14 protein-coding genes are annotated in these 22,659 nt (G+C 49.0%); 9 read left to right on the top strand and 5 right to left on the bottom strand.

Going from position 1 to position 22,659, the window contains the following annotated elements:
• From murC to ftsZ, 4 genes are read left to right on the top strand one after another with little or no spacing between them, the layout of a single operon-like run.
• Positions 1 to 1,389: a UDP-N-acetylmuramate--L-alanine ligase gene (gene murC / locus ACHZA1_RS11315; protein WP_320051994.1), complete on the top strand. Its 1,389-nt coding sequence runs from the start codon at positions 1 to 3 to the stop codon at positions 1,387 to 1,389.
• Between the two features lies 1 nt (position 1,390).
• On the top strand, positions 1,391 to 2,209 hold the full coding sequence (locus ACHZA1_RS11320) for a cell division protein FtsQ/DivIB (RefSeq protein ID WP_320051995.1): 819 nt from the start codon (positions 1,391 to 1,393) through the stop codon (positions 2,207 to 2,209).
• Positions 2,206 to 3,579, top strand: coding sequence for a cell division protein FtsA (gene ftsA, locus ACHZA1_RS11325; protein WP_320051996.1), 1,374 nt, complete (start codon positions 2,206 to 2,208; stop codon positions 3,577 to 3,579). The genes ACHZA1_RS11320 and ftsA overlap by 4 nt, the downstream gene beginning before the upstream one ends.
• A 12-nt stretch (positions 3,580 to 3,591) precedes the next feature.
• The gene (gene ftsZ / locus ACHZA1_RS11330; protein ID WP_320051997.1) at positions 3,592 to 4,992 is read left to right on the top strand and encodes a cell division protein FtsZ; all 1,401 of its coding nucleotides are present in this window, start codon (positions 3,592 to 3,594) and stop codon (positions 4,990 to 4,992) included.
• Between the two features lie 106 nt (positions 4,993 to 5,098).
• Here ftsZ and ACHZA1_RS11335 read toward each other — a convergent pair whose 3' ends face one another.
• The 3 genes from ACHZA1_RS11335 to ACHZA1_RS11345 form a co-directional block, all read right to left on the bottom strand.
• Positions 5,099 to 5,488: a hypothetical protein gene (locus tag ACHZA1_RS11335; protein ID WP_320051998.1), complete on the bottom strand. Its 390-nt coding sequence runs from the start codon at positions 5,486 to 5,488 to the stop codon at positions 5,099 to 5,101.
• Positions 5,489 to 5,645: 157 nt separating this feature from the next.
• Entirely contained in the window at positions 5,646 to 8,102 is a 2,457-nt protein-coding gene (locus ACHZA1_RS11340) for an outer membrane beta-barrel family protein (protein WP_320051999.1), read from the bottom strand.
• A 290-nt stretch (positions 8,103 to 8,392) separates the two neighbouring features.
• Positions 8,393 to 9,553, bottom strand: a complete 1,161-nt coding sequence (locus ACHZA1_RS11345; protein ID WP_320052000.1) for a helix-turn-helix domain-containing protein — start codon at positions 9,551 to 9,553, stop codon at positions 8,393 to 8,395.
• Positions 9,554 to 10,421: 868 nt separating this feature from the next.
• Between ACHZA1_RS11345 and ACHZA1_RS11350 the strand changes: the two genes are divergently transcribed.
• From ACHZA1_RS11350 to map, 3 genes are all read left to right on the top strand, one after another.
• A complete protein-coding gene (locus ACHZA1_RS11350; RefSeq protein WP_320052001.1) occupies positions 10,422 to 12,488 on the top strand; it encodes a DUF2264 domain-containing protein in 2,067 nt (688 codons plus the stop codon).
• 477 nt (positions 12,489 to 12,965) lie between these two features.
• Positions 12,966 to 14,177 (top strand): dicarboxylate/amino acid:cation symporter, encoded by a 1,212-nt coding sequence (locus tag ACHZA1_RS11355; RefSeq protein ID WP_320052002.1) that lies wholly within the window; start codon positions 12,966 to 12,968, stop codon positions 14,175 to 14,177.
• Between the two features lie 357 nt (positions 14,178 to 14,534).
• Positions 14,535 to 15,299 (top strand): type I methionyl aminopeptidase, encoded by a 765-nt coding sequence (gene map, locus ACHZA1_RS11360; protein ID WP_320052003.1) that lies wholly within the window; start codon positions 14,535 to 14,537, stop codon positions 15,297 to 15,299.
• A 163-nt stretch (positions 15,300 to 15,462) separates the two neighbouring features.
• On the opposite strand, the gene ACHZA1_RS11365 is transcribed toward map, so the two are convergent.
• Positions 15,463 to 17,433, bottom strand: a complete 1,971-nt coding sequence (locus ACHZA1_RS11365) for an AAA family ATPase (RefSeq protein WP_320052004.1) — start codon at positions 17,431 to 17,433, stop codon at positions 15,463 to 15,465.
• Positions 17,434 to 18,187: 754 nt separating this feature from the next.
• Between ACHZA1_RS11365 and ACHZA1_RS11370 the strand changes: the two genes are divergently transcribed.
• Entirely contained in the window at positions 18,188 to 18,955 is a 768-nt protein-coding gene (locus tag ACHZA1_RS11370; protein WP_320052005.1) for a DUF6261 family protein, read from the top strand.
• Positions 18,956 to 19,756: 801 nt separating this feature from the next.
• Here ACHZA1_RS11370 and ACHZA1_RS11375 read toward each other — a convergent pair.
• Positions 19,757 to 21,010, bottom strand: coding sequence for an aspartate kinase (locus ACHZA1_RS11375; protein WP_320052006.1), 1,254 nt, complete (start codon positions 21,008 to 21,010; stop codon positions 19,757 to 19,759).
• A 530-nt stretch (positions 21,011 to 21,540) separates the two neighbouring features.
• Here ACHZA1_RS11375 and fbp point away from each other — a divergent pair.
• Positions 21,541 to 22,587 (top strand): class 1 fructose-bisphosphatase, encoded by a 1,047-nt coding sequence (fbp, locus tag ACHZA1_RS11380; RefSeq protein ID WP_320052007.1) that lies wholly within the window; start codon positions 21,541 to 21,543, stop codon positions 22,585 to 22,587.
• The last annotated feature ends 72 nt before the right edge of the window (positions 22,588 to 22,659 follow it).

Below are 22,659 nucleotides of genomic sequence, written 5' to 3' on the forward strand. Positions count from 1 at the left end.
ATGGAGATACCATCATACAAATACGTGTACCTAGTAGGTGTTGGAGGCATTGGAATGAGCGCTCTGGCTCGCTACTTCAACCATCAAGGATTTATGGTGGCTGGTTACGACCGTACCGAAACGGAGTTAACCCGTGCGCTTGCCTCCGAGGGTATTCATGTACATTACGATGATAGCATCTCTCTAATTCCAACCGATTTTAGGAATAATCCTAATGATACGTTGGTCGTTTATACGCCTGCTGTACCTGCCGATCATAGCGAGTTAACTTATTTATTGAGCAATGGCTTTAAGGTGATTAAGCGTAGCGTAGCACTTGGCGTTATTGCTGCATCGAAGCGGACACTTGGTGTTGCTGGAACGCATGGTAAGACTACCACATCCACGCTGCTCTCGCACCTGTTGATGGAGGCTTTGGGTGGCGTTAACGCATTCCTTGGCGGAATTGCCAAGAACTACAGCAGCAACCTGCTGCTATCGAAGAATGATGTGCTGGTGGCTGAGGCTGACGAGTTCGATCGCTCGTTCTTGCAGCTCTTCCCTAATGCCGCTATTATCACCTCTACCGATGCCGACCATTTAGACATCTATGGCTCGCACGAGGCGGTGCTTCGTTCGTTTGGCGACTTTATCAACCAGATTAAGCCAGGTGGAGCATTGGTTGTAAAGCAAGGTGTAGAGGTTCCTTTGGAGAATAAGGAAATTTCGGTATACCGCTATTCGATTGATAAGGGTGGCGACTTCCATGCGGAGAACATTGCTCGAAACGCGAATGGAACCTACACCTTCGATATTATCACCCCAAAGACACGAATTGAGGCTTGTACTCTTGGCGTGCCTGGGTGGATTAATGTGGAGAATGCCATTGCGGCGGTGGCTCTAGCGCTTACCGTAACCGACGATACCGAGGCGCTTAAGCGTGCTCTTGCATCGTTTGGTGGGGTAAAACGTCGCTTCGACTTCCACATTAATACCTCAACGTTAACGTTCTTGGACGACTACGCGCATCACCCCGAGGAGCTGCGCGCATCGATATCATCGGTAAAGGCGATGTTCCCTAACCGTAAGGTATGCGGAATCTTTCAGCCACACCTTTACACCCGTACTCGCGACTTTGCCGAGGGGTTTGCGCAGAGCCTTAGCCTCCTCGACGAGGTTATCCTGCTCGACATCTATCCTGCGCGCGAGCTGCCAATAGAGGGGGTTACCTCGCAGATAATCTTCGATAAGATTACCACACCAAACAAAGTTCTTATTGCGAAGAGCGAATTGCTGGATGTGCTTGGCAAGCGAGATATCGACGTGCTGATGACCATTGGTGCGGGCGATATCGATAAGCTGGTAGAGCCAATTGCCGAAATGCTTAAAACAAGATACAGCGTAAAATAAGATGAAGATCAAGAAAAGAAAATGGGCTATTGTAGGGACTATCATTGTTTGGGTGGGGATTCTCACCTACCTCGGTATTTCCATTTTCTTTGTAAAGGATAAGGAGAAAGGAACCGTATGCCGTAGGGTAGAGGTGGTGATTGCCGATAGCACGCTAAACCGCTTTATCAACACGGATGACATCATCGCAAATGCGAACAAGGTTGTAAAGAAGCTGATCGGAACCCGTCTCTCGAAGATCAACACCAACCGTATCGAGAATCAAATTCTTGAGATGCCCTTCATAAAGAGGGCAGAGGTGTATACTACGGTGAGTGGTGTCTTGAGAATTGAGGTGGAGCAGCGCGAGGTTATCATGCGCATCTACAACACCGATGGCAGCAGCTGCTACATCGACAGGGATGGGTACGTTATTCCGCTATCGGAGCGCTCGGCGGCGGATGTGGTGGTGGTAAATGGCAACATCAACCTAAAGAAAAGCAAGGGTGCCCGTGTAAGGGTTGTGGATACATCGAAGGATAGCACCTATCGAAAGGGGCTGCTGCCGGAGCTGTTCGACTTTGTGACCTATGTTCGAAACGACGAGTTCTGGAATGCTCAAATAGAGCAGATCTACATAAACAATCCCAACGATATTGAGCTAACCACCCGTGTGGGCAACCATACGGTGCTGTTGGGCTCTTTTGAGGACTTTCAGGCGAAGCTCAAAAATCTGCTTGTTTTTTACAAGAACGCTCTTCCTCGCGAGGGGTGGAATAAGTATAGCGTCATTAACTTAAAGTACAAGAATCAGGTAATCTGCAAAAATAAAGTATTATGACCAGCAAAAGCGAATATGTTGTAGCTATTGACTTGGGAACAACTAAGATTGTTGCCCTTGTAGGAAAGCTCGAAAGCAATGGCCGGCTAAAAATTGTTGCACACAGCAAGACCGTATCAACAGGGGTTAAGCGTGGAATGGTTCAGAATATTGACGAGACGGTTAAGGCTATCGAGACGGTTGTTGCAGACGTAAGAAGTAGGACGGGCTTCGACTTTAGCGAGGTTTACGTTGGAATTGCGGGACAGCATATAAAGGGGATCAAGAATCGTGGGCTCATTAACCTAGAGTCTTACGATGCTGAGGTGTCGAAGGAGGACGTTAGGCGCTTGATCGACGATATGTACAAGATTCCGCTAGAGCCCGGCGATAGAATTCTGCACGTGCTTCCACAAAGCTTTATGGTGGACAACGAGGTGGGCATCAAGAACCCTGTGGGGATATCGGGGCGCCGCCTTGAGGGTAACTTCCACATTGTGGTGGGGCAGGTGGCCGCCATGAAGAATATTGAGAAATGTATAGAGCGTGCCGGCCTTTCGGTAAAGGAGCTGATGCTGGAGCCGCTGGCTTCGGCTCGTGCGGTGCTTACCGAGGATGAGATGGAGGCTGGCGTTGCTCTTGTAGATATAGGTGGTGGTACTACCGACTTGGCTATTTTCCACGAAGGTATTGTGCGCCACACCGCCGTTATCCCTTTTGGGGGTAACGTGGTTACCGAGGACATCAAGAAGGGGTGCAGCATTCTGCAGCGTCAGGCTGAGCAGCTGAAGGTGCAGTTCGGTTCGGCAATTGGCGATGCGGCTCCATCGGATAAGATTGTGACCATTCCGGGAATCTCGGGGCGCGAGCCTAAGGAGATTCGGTTTAGCAGCTTGGCCCACATCATCCAGTGCCGCATGGAGGAGATCATCGACCACTTGTCCTACCAGATTGCCAACTCGGGTTACGGCGAAATGCTGAATGCGGGCATTGTGGTTACCGGCGGTGGATCGCAGCTTAAGGACCTTAGCCAGCTCTTTACGCTCCACACCGGCTACGACGTGCGCATTGGTCAGCCGAACATCAACACGGTGGCCAATACCGACAACGAGATGAACAGCCCTATGCACGCCACCGGTATCGGTTTGATGCTGCTGGGTTTCGAGGATATGATAAAGAGGGAGGAAGATGAGGAGAAGGCCAAGGCAAAGGTGGTCGAGGAGCCTGCTCCCGAAGAGCATCTTGAGCCAACGCTCGACGAGCTTACCCCAAAAACCGTAAAACCCATGAAGACGAAGTCGATTAAGGAAAGCTCCTTCATTAGGAAGATCAAGCAGAACATCGGCGACCTCTTTAGCGATGATGATATATCGTTTGACCAAAAATCTTAAAACAGGAAAGCGATGCTTAACGACGATTTAATGAACTTCGATTTGCCAACAGGAGAGCCTTCCATTATTAAGGTTTTCGGGGTTGGTGGCGGTGGCGGCAATGCCGTGAACCACATGCACAAGCTCGGCATCAAGGATGTTGAGTTCGTAATAGGAAATACCGATTCGCAGGCGCTCGCCAAGAGCCCTATCCCCATAAAGATACAGCTGGGCGACTCGCTTACCCAGGGACGTGGCGCCGGCAATAAGCCCGAGGTGGGCATGGAGGCGGCCAACGAGGCGCTCGATACCATCGTGGAGGTGCTTAGCGAGGATACCAAGATGGTGTTCATCACCGCAGGGATGGGCGGCGGAACCGGCACCGGTGCCGCTCCCGTAATTGCCAAGGCGGCTCAGGACCTGGGCATCCTTACCGTGGGCATTGTAACGCTTCCTTTCCGCTTCGAGGGGCCCAAGCGCTTCAACAACGCCCTAGAGGGGATTCAGAAGATGCAGACCTACGTGGACTCGCTGCTGGTGATCAACAACGAGCGCATCCGCGAGATATACGGCAACCTCCAGCTCTCCGAGTCGTTTGCCAAGGCCGACGACGTGCTGGCCATTGCCGCCAAGGGCATTGCCGAAATTATTACCGTGCATGGCTCCATCAACGTTGACTTTGCCGATGTGGAAACCGTGATGCGCGGTAGCGGCGTGGCGCTGATGGGCTCGGGTAGGGCAAGCGGCCCCGATAGGGCAAAAATAGCCGTGGAGATGGCGCTGAACTCGCCGCTGCTCAACAACTGCAACATCCAGGGGGCAAAGAATATCCTCTACAACATTCGCTCGGGCCAGAGCGAGATTACCATGGACGAGCTGGGCCTTATTGGCGACTACATCCAGAATTCGGCCGGCAACGGTGCCGATGTCATCTGGGGTAACGGTATCGACCCATCCCTTTCGGATGAGATCACCATCACCATTATTGCTACCGGTTTCTCGTCGTCGGTTATCCCCGAGCTGCAGAGCATGACCCCTCCGCAGGTAACCAAGGTGCCGCTGCCCGATAATACCCCAAGCGAGGAGAAGCCCGAGTACGTGGTGCTAAGCTTGGACGACGAGGAAATTGTGCAGGAGTCGGAAGCTTACGTGGATCAGGACGAGCTGGTGGAGGCCGACGGGGGCTTTACCGTGCGCACCATTCAGCGCCCGCTGAGCAGCCAGGGGGCTCGCCCCGCGCAGGGGGCCAACAAGTACGAGCTGACCGACCGCAGGATCGAGGAGATGGAGAAGCGCCCAGCCTACGAGCGCCGCCGCCAGAACCCCGAGTCGACCATGCGCGAGAACGACCAGCTCTCCCGCTTCACCATCTCGGAGGAGAGCAGCCTGCTTATCCGCCCCGACAACTCGTACCTCTACGACAACGTCGACTAGATTTTTTTTCCTACCATAAGCAAATCCGCCACCTCTCCTAGTTTTGGGGAGGTGGCGGTTTTATTTCTCCCCAGTCTGGGGGATTTTGACTTTCGGTTATGGCAGATTATATCTTTCGCTGTATGTCTTGTGTTATTTTAAATTGGCCTACGCCTGCAGTAAATAGCATTTTGGCTGAGGCCTGAAAGGTATGGCCTAGGCAGCTGGGGATGCTTATTCCCCGCGTTCGGAAATCATTTCCCGAAGCGGGGGAGCCATTTCCTAGCGTTCGGAAATCATTTCCCAACGTCAGGAAGTCATTTTCCAACGTTCGGAAATCGTTTCCCAACGTCAGGAAGCCATTTCCTCGCATTCGGAAATCATTTCCCAACATCTGGAAGTCGTTTCCCAGCGTCAGGAAATCATTTTCCAACATCAGGAAGTCATTTTCCAGCGTCAGGAAGTCATTTTCCAACGTTCGGAAGCCGTTTCCCGAAGCGGGGGAGCCATTTTCCAACGTTCGGAAATCATTTCCTGAAGCGGGGAAGCCTCTTCCTTACATTGGGAAGAGGGCTTACGGGAAGAAATTATTTCCTGACATGGGAGTGCTGCTCCTTTGCGCTAGGGAGTCGTTCGGCTATGCTTGGGCGGAGCTTGCTCGATTATGGAGAGGGCTACTTCCCAGTCCTGCTCATCTCCTCCTCTGAGCTGGTGCTGCGCTGTCGTTCCTGTTTCCCATCATTGCCTACGAAACGGTAGGTAAGCGATAACCGAATGATTTGGGTGTTTCCAATTGCTTTGTTGTACAGGTTCATGCCGTCGTATTTAATATATGCTTTATCAATCTGACTATACAAAACATCGTCGATGGAAAATCTGGCCGTTAGCTTGTTCTTGAGAAAGTCTTTCTTTAAGCTAAGGTCTATCCAATGCTTGGCGTCGATATCAGCGAGCCCGTACGCTACGGCGCTGTTGTATCTTAGTGAAATCTGGAAAATGAACTGATGGGGAAGAATGAAGCTGTTGTATGAGGCGAAGGCATACGTTAGCTTGCTATTCCTTGACTCTTGATCACCTCTGCGGTACTCGTTGTTCAAAGCCGTAAAGTTGTTGTAGGTTACGAACCATGGGGTTGGGTTCAGGTTAGCGCTTACGCTAAGCATAAAGCAGCTTAAGCTGTGCAGGTTGCGCGCTACAGCCTTTATGGCTTTTATCGTTTGACTGTTATTATCTACCGACTCCTTTACGGCCATCTCTTCGGGAACATCTACCTGCACATCCTTGGTGTGGCTGTACCGGAGGCTGGTGAAGACCATGTTTTTCCACGCATGGTTAACCTCGATGTTATCCGTGTACTGCGGATTTAGGTAGGGATTTCCTTCCTGGTAGGTGTATTCGTCGACCCTAAATTCGAACGGATTCAGCTTATGGTAGCTAGGCCTGTCGATTCGCCTGTTGTAGCTAATGCCTAGCGAATTGGACGTATTTATGGATCTTTGCACAAAAAGTGTAGGGAAAAGGTTTAGGTAGCTTCTTCGGGTGGTTTGTCTGATGCTAACCGAGTTGCCCTTACTCCATGTTTCCTCTGCACGTAACCCTCCCTTTAGGCTCCATCCGTTTCTCTCGTAGGCTAGCGAGGTGTATGCGGCAAGAATATCTTCGTAGTACTTAAAGTGGTTCGAACGTCCGTTATCGACCTCCCACGAGTTCGAGCTATTGCTATACTTGTCGTACCTCATGTTATTATCGCTGCTTACCGAGCTGCCCTTAATGCCTGCTTCGAGGAGCATCGTCTTCGAAAAAGGATGGGTATAGTCGATTCGGAACGATTTGATATAGATTCTCGATGGGGTTTGATTCTTAAGGTGCTGGTCGGGTCCGAAGTTTTCGCCGCTAGGCTTAAAGTAGGCGGTCTTGGAATCTTGACCAGCATCCTTTTTGTATTCCACATAGTCAACGTCAACATTTAGGGCACGTCCGTTGGTGTCGATGCTCATTCTGTAGTTTGCGTTCAGCATGTTGCTTCTTTGGTGAGTTGTTTCGTTGTTGTTCGTATTTAGGTACTTTGCGATATCGCCGTTCTTTAAAAACAAATCGTTGTGCGTTCTCACCAAGTTCCTGTCATTATTCTTCGAGCCTAGAACAAGTATCCCCAAGGTGTGCCGGTTGCTCAGCTCGTAATCTACGCCTGTGCGGTAGCCGCACTCCTCTCCGGTAGAGTTGGCTTTCGAGTTTAGAGCTATGCGGGCGGTATCCGTAGCTAGTATTCGATCGGTATATGAGGAGTTTCGTCCATCGCGATTCCCAAAATTAAAGGAGCCGAAGGTGTTTACCTTTCCCCTACGCATGTTTAGCGAGAAGCCTGTTCCTGCTGTTAGCTTATTGGTGATGCTTATTGTGGTGCCGATGGCTCCGTTTATCCCAACCTTGTTGTTCTTCTTCAGCTTTATGTTGATGATGCCCGTATTCCCAGCCGCTTCGTAGCGGGCAGGTGGGGTGGATATTATTTCTACCTTGTCGATTTCGGTTGCATGAATCATCTTAAGGTAGCTGATGAGATCGGACCCTGATAGGTAGGTGGGCTTGTCGTTGATGGTTACCATCACCCCCTCTCTCCCCTTTATGGAGATGCTCTCTTCCTTGTCGATGGTTACTCCAGGTGCCTTACTGAGTACCTCGTAGGCGTTTTCGGCCGAGGCGCTTGCGCTGTTCTCGACATTTAGCACGGTTCTGTCTGCCTTTTGCTCAATAGCGGGGCGCTTGCCTTTTACTACTACTTCCTTGATGATGGTGTTTTCCAGCACCAGTTCTTCGGCTATTACCGTATTTTGCCTGCAGCCCACCGGCTTGGAGTGCTTTCGTCCGTACCCTACCATGTAGGCCGTGATGACGTAGCGTCCATCATCGACCTGGCTGAAGGAGTAATTCCCCTGCTCGTCAGTCTGAGCCGATTTCTTGATGATGGTGTCAGGGAGCTGGCCCAGCGATACGGCCACGTAGGGGATGGGCTGCCTGCTCATCTTGTCGATAATCTTTCCTGTAATGGTTCCCTTGTTTGATGCAGCATGCGCGCTGTCGAGGGCTAGTGGTCCTACAAGAAGGATGATTCTTGAAAGTTGCTTTAATCGCATCGTGTCTGTTTTTTGCCCAAACGTAGCTCCGATGCTGTTTTGATGCAGAACGAACCGATAGGTACGATGTTCGTGCCTATCGGATTAAACGTTGTGTGGATGGTAAGGTGTAGGAGCACAGTTACCTGTATATTTGAAACACTGTTCCCCTGCATGGGTATCAGGACGCACGAATCATGTATTACGAGGTTTATGCTAGCCATTATTAGTGGTGCAAAGAACCTCCTTTGTTCATTTCGTGACACGTGTGTCGTGTGTCGTGATACCCTAGGTGACGCAGTAACGAAAATTTACAGCTGCTTTCGGTATTCCGAGGGCGTTAGCTGCATGTGCTTCTTAAATGCGGTGTTGAAGGATGATTTCGAGTTGTACCCAACCTGCTCCGCCAGCTCCTCGATGGTTTGCTTGGCTCCATCATTTCCCCTCATCAGCATTGTTGCATGCTCAATTCGGTAGGTTGCCAGCAGCTCGAAGAAACTTTTGTTGAGCTGCTCGTTGATAACCTGCGATACGTGGTGGTTGGACTCGTTGATCTGCTTCGCTAAGCCGGAGAGCGAGGCAAGGTTGTTGGTAAAGTACAGGTTGCCTTCCATCTCTTCTTTGATCTTACCAAGGATCTGCTCCTTTTTATCGTCGGATAGCGACGACTTCTGGTATTTCGAGAAGGGGAGCTCAATGATAGAGTGCTGTTGGTCGAAGTAGCTGGAGTCGTTAATAATTCGGAAGGTCATTATCGTCATTAGGATAGTGCAGTAGCTAAACATGTATACCCCAGTCTCGGTACCCATGCCAAAAGTAAGCTTTGTGACGATATAGGTCAGCGTGATTACGGCGAAATGGATCATCTCACTCCTTTTGTTGGCCAGCTGCCTGTTTGTTATCCTAAAGAACGACTGGTTCTCCGATTGTATCTTTTGTAGAAATAGCCTTACCGATAGCGTAATGTAGGTAAGCATATGGAGCATGGATAGCTCGTTGCAGTATTGCCTAATGGCTAGCGGGTCTTCCACTATGTTTGATTCATAGGGGAGGTATTGCCAGTTAGGGTGCATCCCTTTGATGTACGAGTTGTACTTGCATTCGTCGGGCTGAATGAAGTAGAAGGTCATGTAGCACAGCCAAAATAGGGTAGGGATAAAGTGACGCCAAGCTCCTTTTTGGTTGCTGTTGGGGTAAATGGTGCACTTGAGGCCAAGGTAGAGCAGGGGACCTATTGCAAAGTTCAGGGGCTCGTTAATGTTGGAGATGGCCAGAACCCTAACGATATAGCCAGTGCTGTTGAGCAGGTACTCTATTGCGCCAAGCGCTAGCGCTAGTAAAAGCAGCCCCTGATACAGGTTTGCCTGGTGCTTGTCCCTGTTTTTTATGAAGAAGATGGCAACGATTAGCGTCTGAGAAAATCCAAAGAATACCAGTAAATCGAGGGAGCTAAAAGAGATGTCTGTTCTCATTTTTATGTGCGAAGAAGGATGCTCGTGTTGGAATTTTATAGTCTTTCGGCTTCAAATGTATTAAAAAACTGCTGTTGATGAGCAAGAGCACGCCTAGCATAGCCAGATGTTCATGTGCAAATAGCTGGTTCGTAATGGTCGCATCTAAATCGCATGGCTGATTTTTAGCTGCTTTGGAGAGATTCCGCATTTATGTTCGTTTCGCCTTTAGAAGCGGGCCAATGCGCATTTTAGCCATCCTTCGGTCGCAAACAGGGGGGAGCGGCTTCCGAAGGCACATCTCACAAACGATCGAATTCCGAGAGGGGGCAGCTGCGGCTGGCCTTCCGCAATGAGGTGCCGTTGCAAGTCAAAAAAGCTTTTTGAGCATCTACAGGGGTGAAGATGGCCCAAAAAAAGTTTTTGAAGGATCTGCAGGGGTGAAGATGGCCCAAAAAAGCTTTTTGAGCATCTACAGGGGTGAAGATGGCCCAAAAAAAGTTTTTGAAGGATCTGCAGGGGTGAAGATGGCCCAAAAAAGATTTTTGGAGGATCTTCAGGGGTGAAGATGGCCCAAAAAAGATTTTCGGAGGATCTACAGGGGTGAAGATGTCCCAAAAAAAGTTTTTGGAGCATCTACAGGGGCGAAGATGGCTCAAAAAAGATTTTTGGCACATCTACAAGGGTGAAGATGGCCCCTCCGAAATTCCGGAGGTTCTGCCCAATGGGGGAGCGCTCTACGGCCCGTTGCCATTTGGTAGGTCAACGGTAACCTTACCCCGCATCAATTGTTCGGATGCGTTTTTTTCTCATCTTTGCTTTCGCTTCGACCCTATGCCGGAGCGGAATCTTTGATTTTAGTAGTCCGCTAGCTATAATTGAATTCAACATGAAACATTTGGTAAGATTTGGCCTCGTTGCTTCGCTTGCGCTGTCGTGCTTTGCCGCAGCGGCGCATCCCGATGGCGTCAGTAGGCCGGTTGTGCAGGGCAGCGTAGCTGCCGACAGCAACGTATTTCAGCTGGTTAACCCCAACTATACGCAAAGCCCCTTTACGGGCGTAACCCGTGAGCATTGGAAAGCCGCCGCGCGCTACCTACTGGAGGGGGCCTTTGGCTACGTGAATAGCCTCGACGACCCTATGCGATTCCCCAAGCAGCCCGGGAAAAGCTACCCGCGGAGCCCGCAGCAGGAGCCTACCGCCATGCTCGAAGGGCTTTGCCGAACCCTCTTCTTAGCCGCTCCGCTGCTCAAGGAGGACTCTACGCTCGTTATCCATAACATCAGGGTGGCCGACTACTACCGCCACCAAATATCGAAGCTGCTCGACAGCACCAGCCTCACCTACATCCATCGGCGTAGCCCCCAAACGGGCTGCACCCAAACCCTCGTAGAGTTTGGGGCGTTGGCCGTTTCGCTCTTTGCCATCCCCGAGGTGCTCTGGCAGCCGCTGTCCAAGGAAAAGAAGGATGCGCTTGCCGCCACCATGATTAGCTACGGCGATGGGCCCACCGTACCTTCCAACTGGAAGTTCTTCAATATTTTTATCCTCAGCTTTTTCAAGGATCAGGGCTACGCGGTAAACGAGGCGCTGCTTACCGAGTACCTCGACAAGTGCCTGGCGCACTACGTTGGTCAAGGCTGGTACAACGACAACCCAGCCTACGACTACTACAGCATGTGGGCCTTCCAGATGTACGCCCCGTTGTGGTCCGAGTTCTTTGGCAAGCGGTACTACCCCGCCTACGCCCAAAAGTTTATGGAAAACTTTAAGCCTATTAAGGATAGCTACCCCTACATGTTTAGCCGCGATGGTAAGATGATAATGTGGGGCCGAAGCATCACCTACCGCTTTGGCGCGGTTATTCCTCTTGCGCTAACGGGCCTAGAAAACGATCCATCGACCAACTACGGGTGGATGCGGAGGATTGCCTCCGGCGCGCTGCTGCAGTTTCTGCAGAACCCGAATCTGCTGAAGGATGGCATCCCCACCCTTGGCTTCTACGGCCCATTCGAGCCCGCGGTGCAGTCGTACAGCTGTAGAGGCAGCGTTTTCTGGATGGGCAAGGCATTCCTAGGCCTTTACGTCCCCGCCAGCAGCCCATTCTGGACCTCCGTGGAAAATGAGGGCGCCTGGCGCAACGAACTCGTAGCGGGTAAGGCGTACAGCAAGTTTCAGGAGGGCTCTAAGATCCTGATTACCGACTACCCCAACATCGGAGCCTCCGAGGTTAGGGCGTGGTGCGACGTAAAGCTCATCGGGGCCAGCGAGCCCTTCCGCAGCAGCGAAAACTACAACCGACTTTCGTATAGCAGCGCCTTCCCATGGCAGGCCGATGGCGTGCCCGGGGTGGTATCGATGAACTACATCGTTAAGAACAAAAAGGGCGAATGGGAGCCCTTCCGCCTCTACAAGTTCAAGAAGTTCGAAGACAATGTTTACTACCGCGATGTTACCCTCGAAACCAACAGCAACGTACGGTTCAACCTAGCCGATATCCCTCTGGAGAACGGAATCCTCCGAGTAGACCGAAACCTAAGCACCGACTCCATTCAGGTGCGGCTGGGGCACTACGCCCTGCCAAAGCTGCATGGCGAGATCGTCAAGGAGAGGAGAAAGGTGAAGGACCATCAGGTGCAGATCATCAGCAATGGCGAGTACCAGCTGGCCATGGTTACGCTGGACGGATGGGATAGCATGCAAGCCGTAGATGCCCAAGGGGTGCACCCACAGGCCAACGAGAGCACCGTAATCAACGTGTCGGACAGCTTTACTCCAACTCCTAACCATCCTCACATCTACGCCACCCTTATGCTTTGGAAAAAGGCTGGCGAAAAGTGGACCGACGACGAGCTTGTTCCTGTAAAGGGCATAAAGTGCTCGGCCGATGGTAGCACCGTAGAGGTTTCGCTAACCAAGGATGGACGAAAGACCATCCGCTTTGGCGAGCAGTAGCAGCCCTAGCCGAGCATGCAAGGTGAATCATGGATATATAGGTATTTGAAATGATGAGGATAGTTATAAAGCACCAACGCATAATCGTGGCAGATTGTCCCCTCCTCGGAGGGGTCGGGGGTGGGTAAGAACGTCAAGTGAAGCGAAAAGTCTTGATTTAGACGAGCAAACTTGCCACTACTTCTCGCATATGTAGGAGGATAATGTGATGCTATTGGGCGTTTATGCATTCTTGTTTGAAGGCTCGACATGCCGCCTCGGCAAGCGTATCATATATAAAACCGCCATTCCCGATCATTGGGGATGGCGGTTTTTTTCTGGAAGATGCCATTCACGGTGTCTCTATCCGCATCTGGGGGGATTCATCGGTTGCAATCCCTGTTCTTTTCTCTGCCAATCCCATTTAACAAAAGCTATGTTTCAAATACTTGAGCCTGCCTTCGAAATGGAGTAATTTGCCTCAAAACTCGCTGGTGTATGAAAAAAATAGAGCTCTACTGGCAGATACTAATCGCTTTTGTACTGGCCATTTTATTCGGAATCTTTTTCAAGAATCAGGTGCACTATGTAGCGTGGATGGGTGTTGTCTTCATCAAGGCGCTTAAGATGATCATCATCCCGCTGATCTTTGCCTCGATGATTTCGGGCGTTTCCAACATTGGCGATGCTAAAAATTTGGGACGTCTGGGAGCAAAAACCGTAGCTTACTACCTTGGGTCGAGCGTGCTGGCCTTGCTTACAGGGCTTATCCTTGTAAACCTCATTAAGCCGGGTGTTGGCGCCGATTTGGGCTTTAAGGAGAGCATAACTGGTGTTGGGGTAGTAAACCAGTCGTTTGGCGACACCTTGCTCACCATTATTCCCGATAATATTGTTAAGGCAATGGTCGAAAACAACATGCTCGGCATCATCTTCTTTGGTATTCTGTTCGGGTTCTTCATCATTAAGGTCGATAAGGTGTACAAAGATTCGCTTACCAATATCTTCAACGGCCTTTTCGAGGTGATTATGAAGTTCACCATGTTCATCATTAAGTTCACCCCACTCGGTATTTTTGGTATTGTGGCCAACCAGGTGGCCAGCCAGAGCAACTTGGGCGAGGTTGTGGCACGGTTGGGCATGTATATAGGCGTGGTGCTTCTGGGTTTGGTGGTACATTCCATGATATCGCTGCCCCTTATTCTGAAGTTCATCGGCAAGGTTCATCCCCTAAAGCAGCTACGGGCAATGCGAATCCCGCTGTTTACCGCCTTCACCACCTCGTCGTCTAACGCGGCGCTACCCTTTACCATGGAGGCGCTGGAGGACAACTCGGGCGTGTCGAAAACCATAGTCCGCTTTATGCTGCCTATTGGAACGACGGTGAACATGAACGGTACCGCCCTCTACGAGCTGGTGGCCGCCATATTTATTGCGCAGGCCTACGGCATCGACCTCACCCTTGGGCAGCAGGCCATAGTGCTGGTCACAACTCTGATGGCCTCGATAGGCGCAGCCGGAATCCCCATGGCGGGGCTGGTAATGATCACGATTATTCTTTCGGCCATTGGCCTACCGATGGAGGGTATTGGCCTTATCCTATCGGTTGACAGAATCCTCGACATGTTCCGCACGGCGGTAAACGTTTGGAGCGACTCCTGCGGTGCCGTTGTCGTTGCCCACTCCGAGGGTGAAACGCTAAAGGTGTAGCAGGTTTCCGTAGAGCCGCAAGGCCGTGCGACTCTTTGAAAAGCATAGGTAGAGCCTATGCTTTTTTTATTCTCGACCTCATGTTGTATAAGGACGGGCTGGATTATATTCGTACGAGCAAACCCACCCCTTACCCCTCCCAAGGAGGGGATTACGTGCTGCTATTGGGCGTTTCTGCTTTTAAACTACGGCTATGGTCTGAAGCCTTCGCCTAACAGAGGCAATGGTCTCAATCATTTAACCTCAATTGTGTTGGTGTGGCGGCGATGCGGCTTAATTTTGTAGGAGGTTTCTCGCAACCGAATCTGCGGTGGCGAAATGCGCCAACTTCCGCAGGCGACTTAAATACATATTGCGATGGTAATTTCCAACGAGGAAGAGCTGGAGGGAATGAAGCGAATAAGCGATGCGGTGGCCGTAACGCTTAAGCAGATGCGCGAACATGCTCGCGTGGGCATGTCTACCAAGGAACTCGATGAGTATGGCGGCATGCTCCTTAACCAGTATGGGGCAAAATCGGCACCCAAGGTTAGCTACGACTTTCCGGGGTGGACGTGCATCAGCCTTAACGACGAAATAGCCCACGGTATTCCTTCCGAAAAACGTATCCTACAGGAGGGCGATCTGATAAACATCGACGTGTCGGCCGAGCTTGGCGGCTTTTTCTCCGACAACGGCGGTTCGTTTGTGCTGGGTGAGGATATCCACCACCACCAAAAGCTGGTTGATGCTTCCAGAAACATTCTCCGAACGGCCATCATGAGCATCCATGGCGGATTGGAGGTGTCGAGGCTGGGGCTGCTGATCGAGACAGAGGCCAAAAGGGCGGGCTACAAGGTTATCAAGGATCTCTCGGGCCACGGCGTTGGCCGAAAGCTGCACGAGGAGCCCCTCGAAATCCTTAACTGGCAGGACCGCTCGTACAAGCAGCGCTTCCGTAAGGGGGGCGTGGTGGCCATCGAGACCTTTATCACCACCTTCTCGTCCTACACCAAAACCGACAGCAACGGCTGGACCCTTACCGGCGAGCGTGGTGGCTTCGGCTGCCAGCACGAGCACACCATCCTAGTTACCGACTCGGAACCCGTTATCCTTACCGAAAAAAACGGAATCTGGGACTAGCACGCTTTCGATTACCGCCTATCGGTAGCGGCAGGTAGCCGAATTCTTCGAAGATATGATACTACGGCAAAGCGCGGGGAAGACCTGCGCTTTTGCTTTTTTGCTATAGCCTGCAATGATAGGATTGATGAAGGTTGGGATCTTCGCCTAATGGAGATTGAGATTAGTTGGATTGTATTCTTAAGAAAACATCCAGTAAGTCATGAGGTATAAGTTCTGGAATGTCATCAATAATTTTATTGATAATCTCATTCTTTAATTCACCTTCCTTGTTATATTTCTTAAGTTGGTGAAATTCTTCTTTTAGTTTTTCTTCTAGGTCATGACCTTGAAGTTGCAAATACCATATAGGTATTTTAATTTCAGTATCGTTTATATATTTTATATTATAACATTCTCCTTCTGAAGGATTAATTTTACTTTTTACTCTATTAATGGTATAATCAGCTATTTGTTGAAGTTTGTCTTGAGATAAATTCTTGAAGTCTGTAAAACTTTCATTTTTTGTAAGTCCTAAATCATCACGAGTAATAAATTTTTCTCTTAAAAGAAATGCTGTAATTAGTATTGGATCAAAAATGTAATTTTCAATGCTATACCTTTTGTTTTCTCCGAGAACAAGAATGTTGTCTTTGCTTACATTCTTGCAGTCCCAATCAATAATTCCAAAAATGGATTTGTTTCCGAAAGAGTTTAATTTCTTTACAATTTCTTTTACTTGATCTGAGCAACCAGATCCGTTTGTACCTGATGAAATGAAATGAAGAGAAATATCGTCATGCAAGTAACTTCTTATCTTTTGGTATACTTTTTCGTAAAAAAATACATCGTACTTGCTCTCAACAAAAACTTGTCTTCTATTTTCGTAGTTAATGCTGATCGAAGGAACACCATCTAGTAAAGTCTTTAGAGCTTTCTCTTTTGTGGTCTTTTTAATTCTTTCGTTACTTTTTGATACAACATAAAGAGATTCTTCTGGTGCTAAAGCAACAGTAGTTGGAGAATGTGTGGTAATTATGGTTGTAATACCTTTTTCTTTTACAAATACGTTGTTTATAACATTGAGAAATTGTTTAGTCATTGAAGGATGAAGAGATGCATCTGGTTCGTCCATTAGAATTATTTCGGGTAATACTTCATCTTCACTTGTATTTAGAAGAGCCAGTACTAAAGACATAATTACTTTTTCTCCAGATGATAAATCATTTATACTTATTTCTACTTCTGTAGAATTATCAATAAGTTTAAAGCCAAATGGGACATCCCTTGATTGATTTTCAGGTGTATTAACTTTGTAATTTAAATTAGCTTCAGAAAGTATCTTATTTAGCAAAATCCAAGGTGCTTCTCCATATTTTTCAGTAAAATCCTCATCGGTTAACCATACGATATCTTTATTTTTTAGTTCATTTGATCTAAATTTATTGTATAAATTATTCTCATATTTCAAATGATATCTCTTGAATGTTTCTGCTAGATTATGTTGGAATAAGTCCGTATTGTTATTATCTATATGGATTAGACATTTATGAAAATCATCTAACGTTAATTGATGTATATCTTTGTTAGTTTCTTTTTTTATTTTATTTAGTCGATTTTTTTGATATTTATTTGTGTAGTGATTGTTTATCATTTGATTGCAAAATAATGAGTAATTTGACATGTATTTATTTAAAAATGATTTGTAGTCTGGATTATTAGGGAAATTGATTTCTATTTCTTTTTTTAGAATATCTGGATCTATTGTGTGTAAACTTGATGTGCCGAATATACCTATGAGATTACTATATATTGGTCTTTCAGTTTCATAGTTTAATGAATTTGAAAAATTGTTGGTGAAATTTTTCAAAGAGTTTTGCAAATTCTGGAATTGTGTAAATGAACTGTTAATTCTTTGAACAATAATTTCTTTGGAAGATGCTCCATTGTCTATGGGCATAAGACTTAATAAATTTGTATATTTTTTTTGAGTTAACTCTTTATCGTTATCGAATATTTTAATTATATTATTGCTTATAGCTTCTAAAATTTGAGATTTTCCAGCCCCATTTAATCCAGTCAAGATAGTTAGTTTAGGCAACTCAATTGAAAATGGGTTAAGCGATTTGTAATCTGCTGTTATGTCAAGTTTCATTTTGTTGGATTTGAGATTTAGATATTTTACGATCTAAAAGTAATAGGTTTAAAAGAATCATCAAAAGATGAATAGTAAATAATTTTGATGCTTCGACTTTTTACTTACCCTTATACGCTCTACTTTACACCTTGTATAGCCGCATGGCGTGCGGCTATACAAAATTGGTTCCTCCACAGCATCATCGTTATGCATACTGCCATTCCCTACCGTTGTGGTAGAGACAAGGCATTGCCTTGTCTCTACATCCATCTTTGCCTACGTCGTCGCATTACTTTTGCAGCAGTCAGCCGTTAAAAAAATTATCAATCGGAGGTTGTTTAATTAAAAAAAGCTATTTTCACCGCTGACGTTCTTAGAAATGGTGCAGCGAGCGGCATAGCTGGGGCTACGGAAAGCCTTTGGAGGTAAGAAATGGGATGGTTGCCGCCCGGTAACGTTCATTTTTAGGTGAAAATGGTTTTCCGCTATCCGCGGAAGTGCATTTACACTTGGGAATGGCATTCCGCTGCTAGCGGAAGCTCATTTACAGCTGAAAATGGCGTTCCGCAGTTAGCGGAAACCCGTTTACACTTGAAAATGGCATTCCGCAGCTGGCGGAAACCCATTTACAGATGGGAACAGCCTTCCGCTGTCAGCGGAGGCATTTTTCAACGATGCGATAGGATGAAATTCTCCCGGAGGGGTAGATTAGGTGTGGTAGCGAGGGAGTTTTTGGTGTACGAACTGAAGTATTACTAAATATCTTTTAACTATGAAACAGTTAATCAATTTTTCTAAGCTGGTACTAGCCTCGCTAGTTACCTTTGGTGAGCAGGTTTTTAGGGTATTCAAGGATCTTTCCATTCCCGAGATCGAAACCTGTGCTTACTACACCAAGGCCGTTGGCCTATTCGTTAAACTCGGTGAGGCGCTCAACCGCGAGCTGCGCAGCCAGTACTCGCAGCTGGTTAGGCAGGCCGATGGGAAGCGTGATAACCTATTTAGGGGCATCAAGCATCGGCTAAGGGGCTACCTGATTTCGTTCAATGATGCCGAGCGGGCTGCGGCGCAGCTGATCTGGCGAATTATTGAGCGTAACGGTATCGCGTTGGACAAGATGAAGCTCAACGACGAGTCATCGAACCTCAACAAGCTGCTGGCCGAGTTCAAGTCGCCCGAGTGCGTTGCTGCCATTAAGCTGCTGGGATTAACCGAAGCGTTCGCCATGCTGGCTACGGCACAGAAGGAGTTCGAGGACGTTTACCAGTCGCGCGGCGTAGACGATACCGAGCGTAAGGCGTACGACTCGGCCTCGACCATCCGCGCGGAGTTCGAGGAGGCACTGGAGCTGCTGCTCAAGTACACCGAGTCGCAGGCCATGGTGAACCCCACCTCCAAGTGGGCGCAGGCGCACGCGCAGATCGTTACCTTTGGAGAGAAGTTCGAGTTGGAGCTGCGTCAGGCACAGGGCCGCGAGGATGCCAAGGAGGCTAAGGCTGCCAAGCAGACCGACTCCCTAAACCTCGATAATATCGTATAAAATTAGTGTAGAAAACAGTAGTACTTCAGAATAATCAAAAGGCCCGATGCTCTTTAGCGTCGGGCTTTTTGCATGGTATGGGGCCTCATGGCCGCCAAACTAAGCATGTGTAAGCGACTAAAAAGGTGTTATCTGCTTCGCAAATCCGACTCACCCCCAATCCCCCTCTCTCCGAATGGCACTAGAATGCCTGCCAACCCCGTAGGTGCCTACTTGCCATTCGCAAAGAGGGGGCTGCGGCACGGATATAAGCTGCAGCCTAATCGGAGCGCTGGAAGTCCCCTCTTTTAGCCGAGCAGGCGTCGCCTGAGTAAAAAAGGCAGAAGCAGCAACGTTCTTTTATTGGTTAACCAACCACTCGGCTAAGAGAGGGGATTTAGGGGGGAGTCGAAAACAGGCATGCCACAAGCACGTCCTTTAAGAATGGTATCTCTTCGCTTGACGGCTATGGAATGAGGTCTCAGCACAAAAAAAGCCGCAGCGCCACGCACCACGGCTGTTAGCAAACCGTCAAATTAGGTGTTTTAGTCTATCTCCTGCGGAGAATAAGGGAGCGTGGCGGAGTGGCGTACTACAAATCGGTAACCGCGATGCGGTAACGCTCGACGAGAGGGGTTGCCCGTAGGGCATTCCGATTTGTAGCGAAGATTCCCAGATTTGCTATTACCTCGTAGAGGTTAACCCGAAAATGGTTTCTTCTGCTGGCTGTTCTCGAATGGTTCGAAATCCCATAGTGAGCACAAAAAAGCCGCAGCGCAACGCGCCACGGCTATCTAATATCTAACGTCTAAAATCTAACGTCTACCTATAAAGAATCCTTGCCGTACGGCGGCTCTTCTGCATCAGGATCACCTCCGCGTCGGCCGAGTAGCTCTCCAGGATGTACTCGTTGTAGTTCTGGATGGTGAGCAGGTTGAGCCCCTCGTTGTACTTCACCCGAAAGTCGTTCATAAACTCGTCGATGGCGGCGGGCAGCTGCTGGTTGGTGCCGTCCACGCTAATGCTCATGCTGATGGCCGAGTTCTGGATCAGGTTAGCCTTCAGGCGGTACCGCTGCATGATGGTGAACACCTTCACCCAGCTATCCTCCAGCGCAAACGAGTAGTCCTTGGGCTCCACCGAAATCAGCGTCTGCTTCTGCTTGAGGATGTACACCGGCACGGCATCTACCTTGGCGATGCTGGCGGCCACCTCGGTGCCGGGCGCCGCTGGGTCGACAAACGAGCGCACGTATAGCGGGATGCTGCGGTTCTGCAGCGGCTTAATGGTTTTGGGGTGGATGATCTGCGCCCCGTAGAAGGCCAGCTCGATGGCCTGCTTGTACGATACCGATGGCAGGTGCACGGTATCCTTAAAGATGCGCGGATCGGCGTTGAGCACCCCCGGCACATCCTTCCAGATGGTCACGCTCTCGCCCCCCAGCAGGTTGGCGATGATGGCGGCCGTGTAGTCCGAGCCCTCGCGCCCCAGCGTGGTGGAGTAGCCCTTGTGGTTGGCTCCGATGAACCCTTGGGTAAGGTATATGCGGTGTTGGTTAAAGTCGATGGTGTTGCGGAACAGCTCGCCCGAGGTCTCGAAGTTGACGTTGGCATCGCGGTAGGTGCTGTCGGTTTTCAGGATGGTGCGCACGTCCACCCACTCGGCATCGATGCCCTGCTCTGCAAGGTAGCTGGCAACTATTTTTGTTGATATCAGCTCGCCCACCGACACCACCTGGTCGTAGCAGAAGTCGTAGTCGCGCTTGGTGTTTATCGATAGGAAGTAGCTTAGCCCCTCGAGTACCGCCTCTAGCTCGAATAGCTGCTTTTCGGGATTGGCGAATAGCTCGTTTATGATGTTGGCGTGAAAATTCTTAAGCTCGGCCATCTCGGCCTGCAGGTCGTTGGGCTTGTTCTCGAGGTACGCCGTAAGCACCCGCTCCAGCGCGTTGGTGGTCTTGGCCATGGCCGATACCACCACCACCAGATTGTCGTTGGCGCCTGTAATTATGCTGCAAACATTCTTAACTCCGCTGGCATCCTTTACCGATGCCCCTCCAAACTTGTAAACCTTCATTCGAAATATATCATTTAAGGTTGGATGCAATAAAAATCGGCGCAAGATAGCGGTTATTTGGCGAAGAGAAAAGGATTTGCGCGGCCATCGGGCGATATAGATGCTGGGGATAAGCGCTCTCGGGGGCGGCTTGCATGTGGATGAAGAGGCTCCTCGGGAGCACCTCGGAGGGAGAGTTCGATGAAGCTATTTCAGATATTAGCAAGGGGGCTAGGGTGTGTCCGTGAACTTGTAGTTACGCTCCTTAATTCCTTTTTTTGTGGGGTGTGATGGGTTGTTCGGAGTATAGTGATTTGCCCAAACGTTTGTTGGTGTGCATATGTAGTTTTATGGTGTAGATGGTATAATCTACATATAATCAAAGATGAAATGCGTTTTGTAGTAAATACACAACGACAAAACAATGCGATATGCATACGTTTGAAATAAAAAATCATATAAAATAGTAGAAACGATGCAATAAATTGCATTAATTTGCAGCGCTTGCCTACCGGTAGGTAAAATGTATTGTCTGTAAACTAATATCACAAATGAACCACATTCTTAAAGCGTATAAGGTAACCACCTTGAATCAATTCCTTATTGAGCGACAGGCCGATTTTCCTTATGCTTCTGGAGAATTCACCCGCCTGCTTCATCACATAGGCGTTGCTGCAAAAATCGTGAACAGGGCCATTAACAAGGCCGGACTCGCCGACATCCTTGGTTCGATAGGAGCCACCAACGTGCAGGGTGAAGATCAAAAGAAGCTCGATTACATCGCTAACGAGCTCTTTATCTCGAGCATCCGCAATAGCGGTGAGTGCTGCGGTATCGCCTCGGAGGAGAACGACGAGATCGTAACCTTCGACGACGAGATGGCGCTCGATGGCAAGTACATCGTTTGTATGGATCCGCTCGATGGCTCGGCCAACCTCGAAAGTAACGTTTCGGTAGGAACCATCTTCTCCATCTACCGACGAATTAGCCCACGCGGCGAGAAGGCCATCCTCGACGATTTCCTCCAGGAAGGGCAGAAGCAGGTTGCTGCTGGCTACATCATCTACGGCTCGTCGACAATGCTGGTTTACACCACCGGCAAAGGGGTTTATGGCTTTACGCTCGATCCTTCGATTGGCGAGTTTTGCCTTTCGCACGACAAGATTCAAACGCCTAGATCTGGGAAGATATACTCGGTTAACGAGGGAAACTACAACTCCTTCCCCAACGGCGTTAAGCGGTTTATAGACTACTGCAAGGTCGATTCTCCTGCAACCAACCGTCCATTCTCCAGCCGCTACATTGGTAGCATGGTTTCCGATTTTCATCGCAACCTACTGGTGGGAGGCGTTTTTCTTTATCCTCCTACAAAGGCGAAACCCGAAGGTAAGCTACGTCTGATTTACGAGTGTAATCCGATAGCCTTTTTGGCCGAGCAGGCTGGTGGAAGGGCAACAACAGGAACAATGCGTATCCTCGAAATAAAGCCAACTTCGTTGCATCAGCGCGTACCATTTGTGGCGGGCTCGTATACGCTGGTAAGGCGTGTGGAGGAGTTTATACAGGAAGTTCCGGTGGAGCATCCTTGTGGCGAATAGCTCGGATATTCCATCCGGACGATAAAAAACAGCCTGTTTTCGGATGAAATAGTATTCTCTTTCCTAAATTTG

Origin of the sequence: uncultured Acetobacteroides sp. (genome assembly GCF_963667355.2) — a bacterium.
GTDB lineage: Bacteria > Bacteroidota > Bacteroidia > Bacteroidales > ZOR0009 > Acetobacteroides.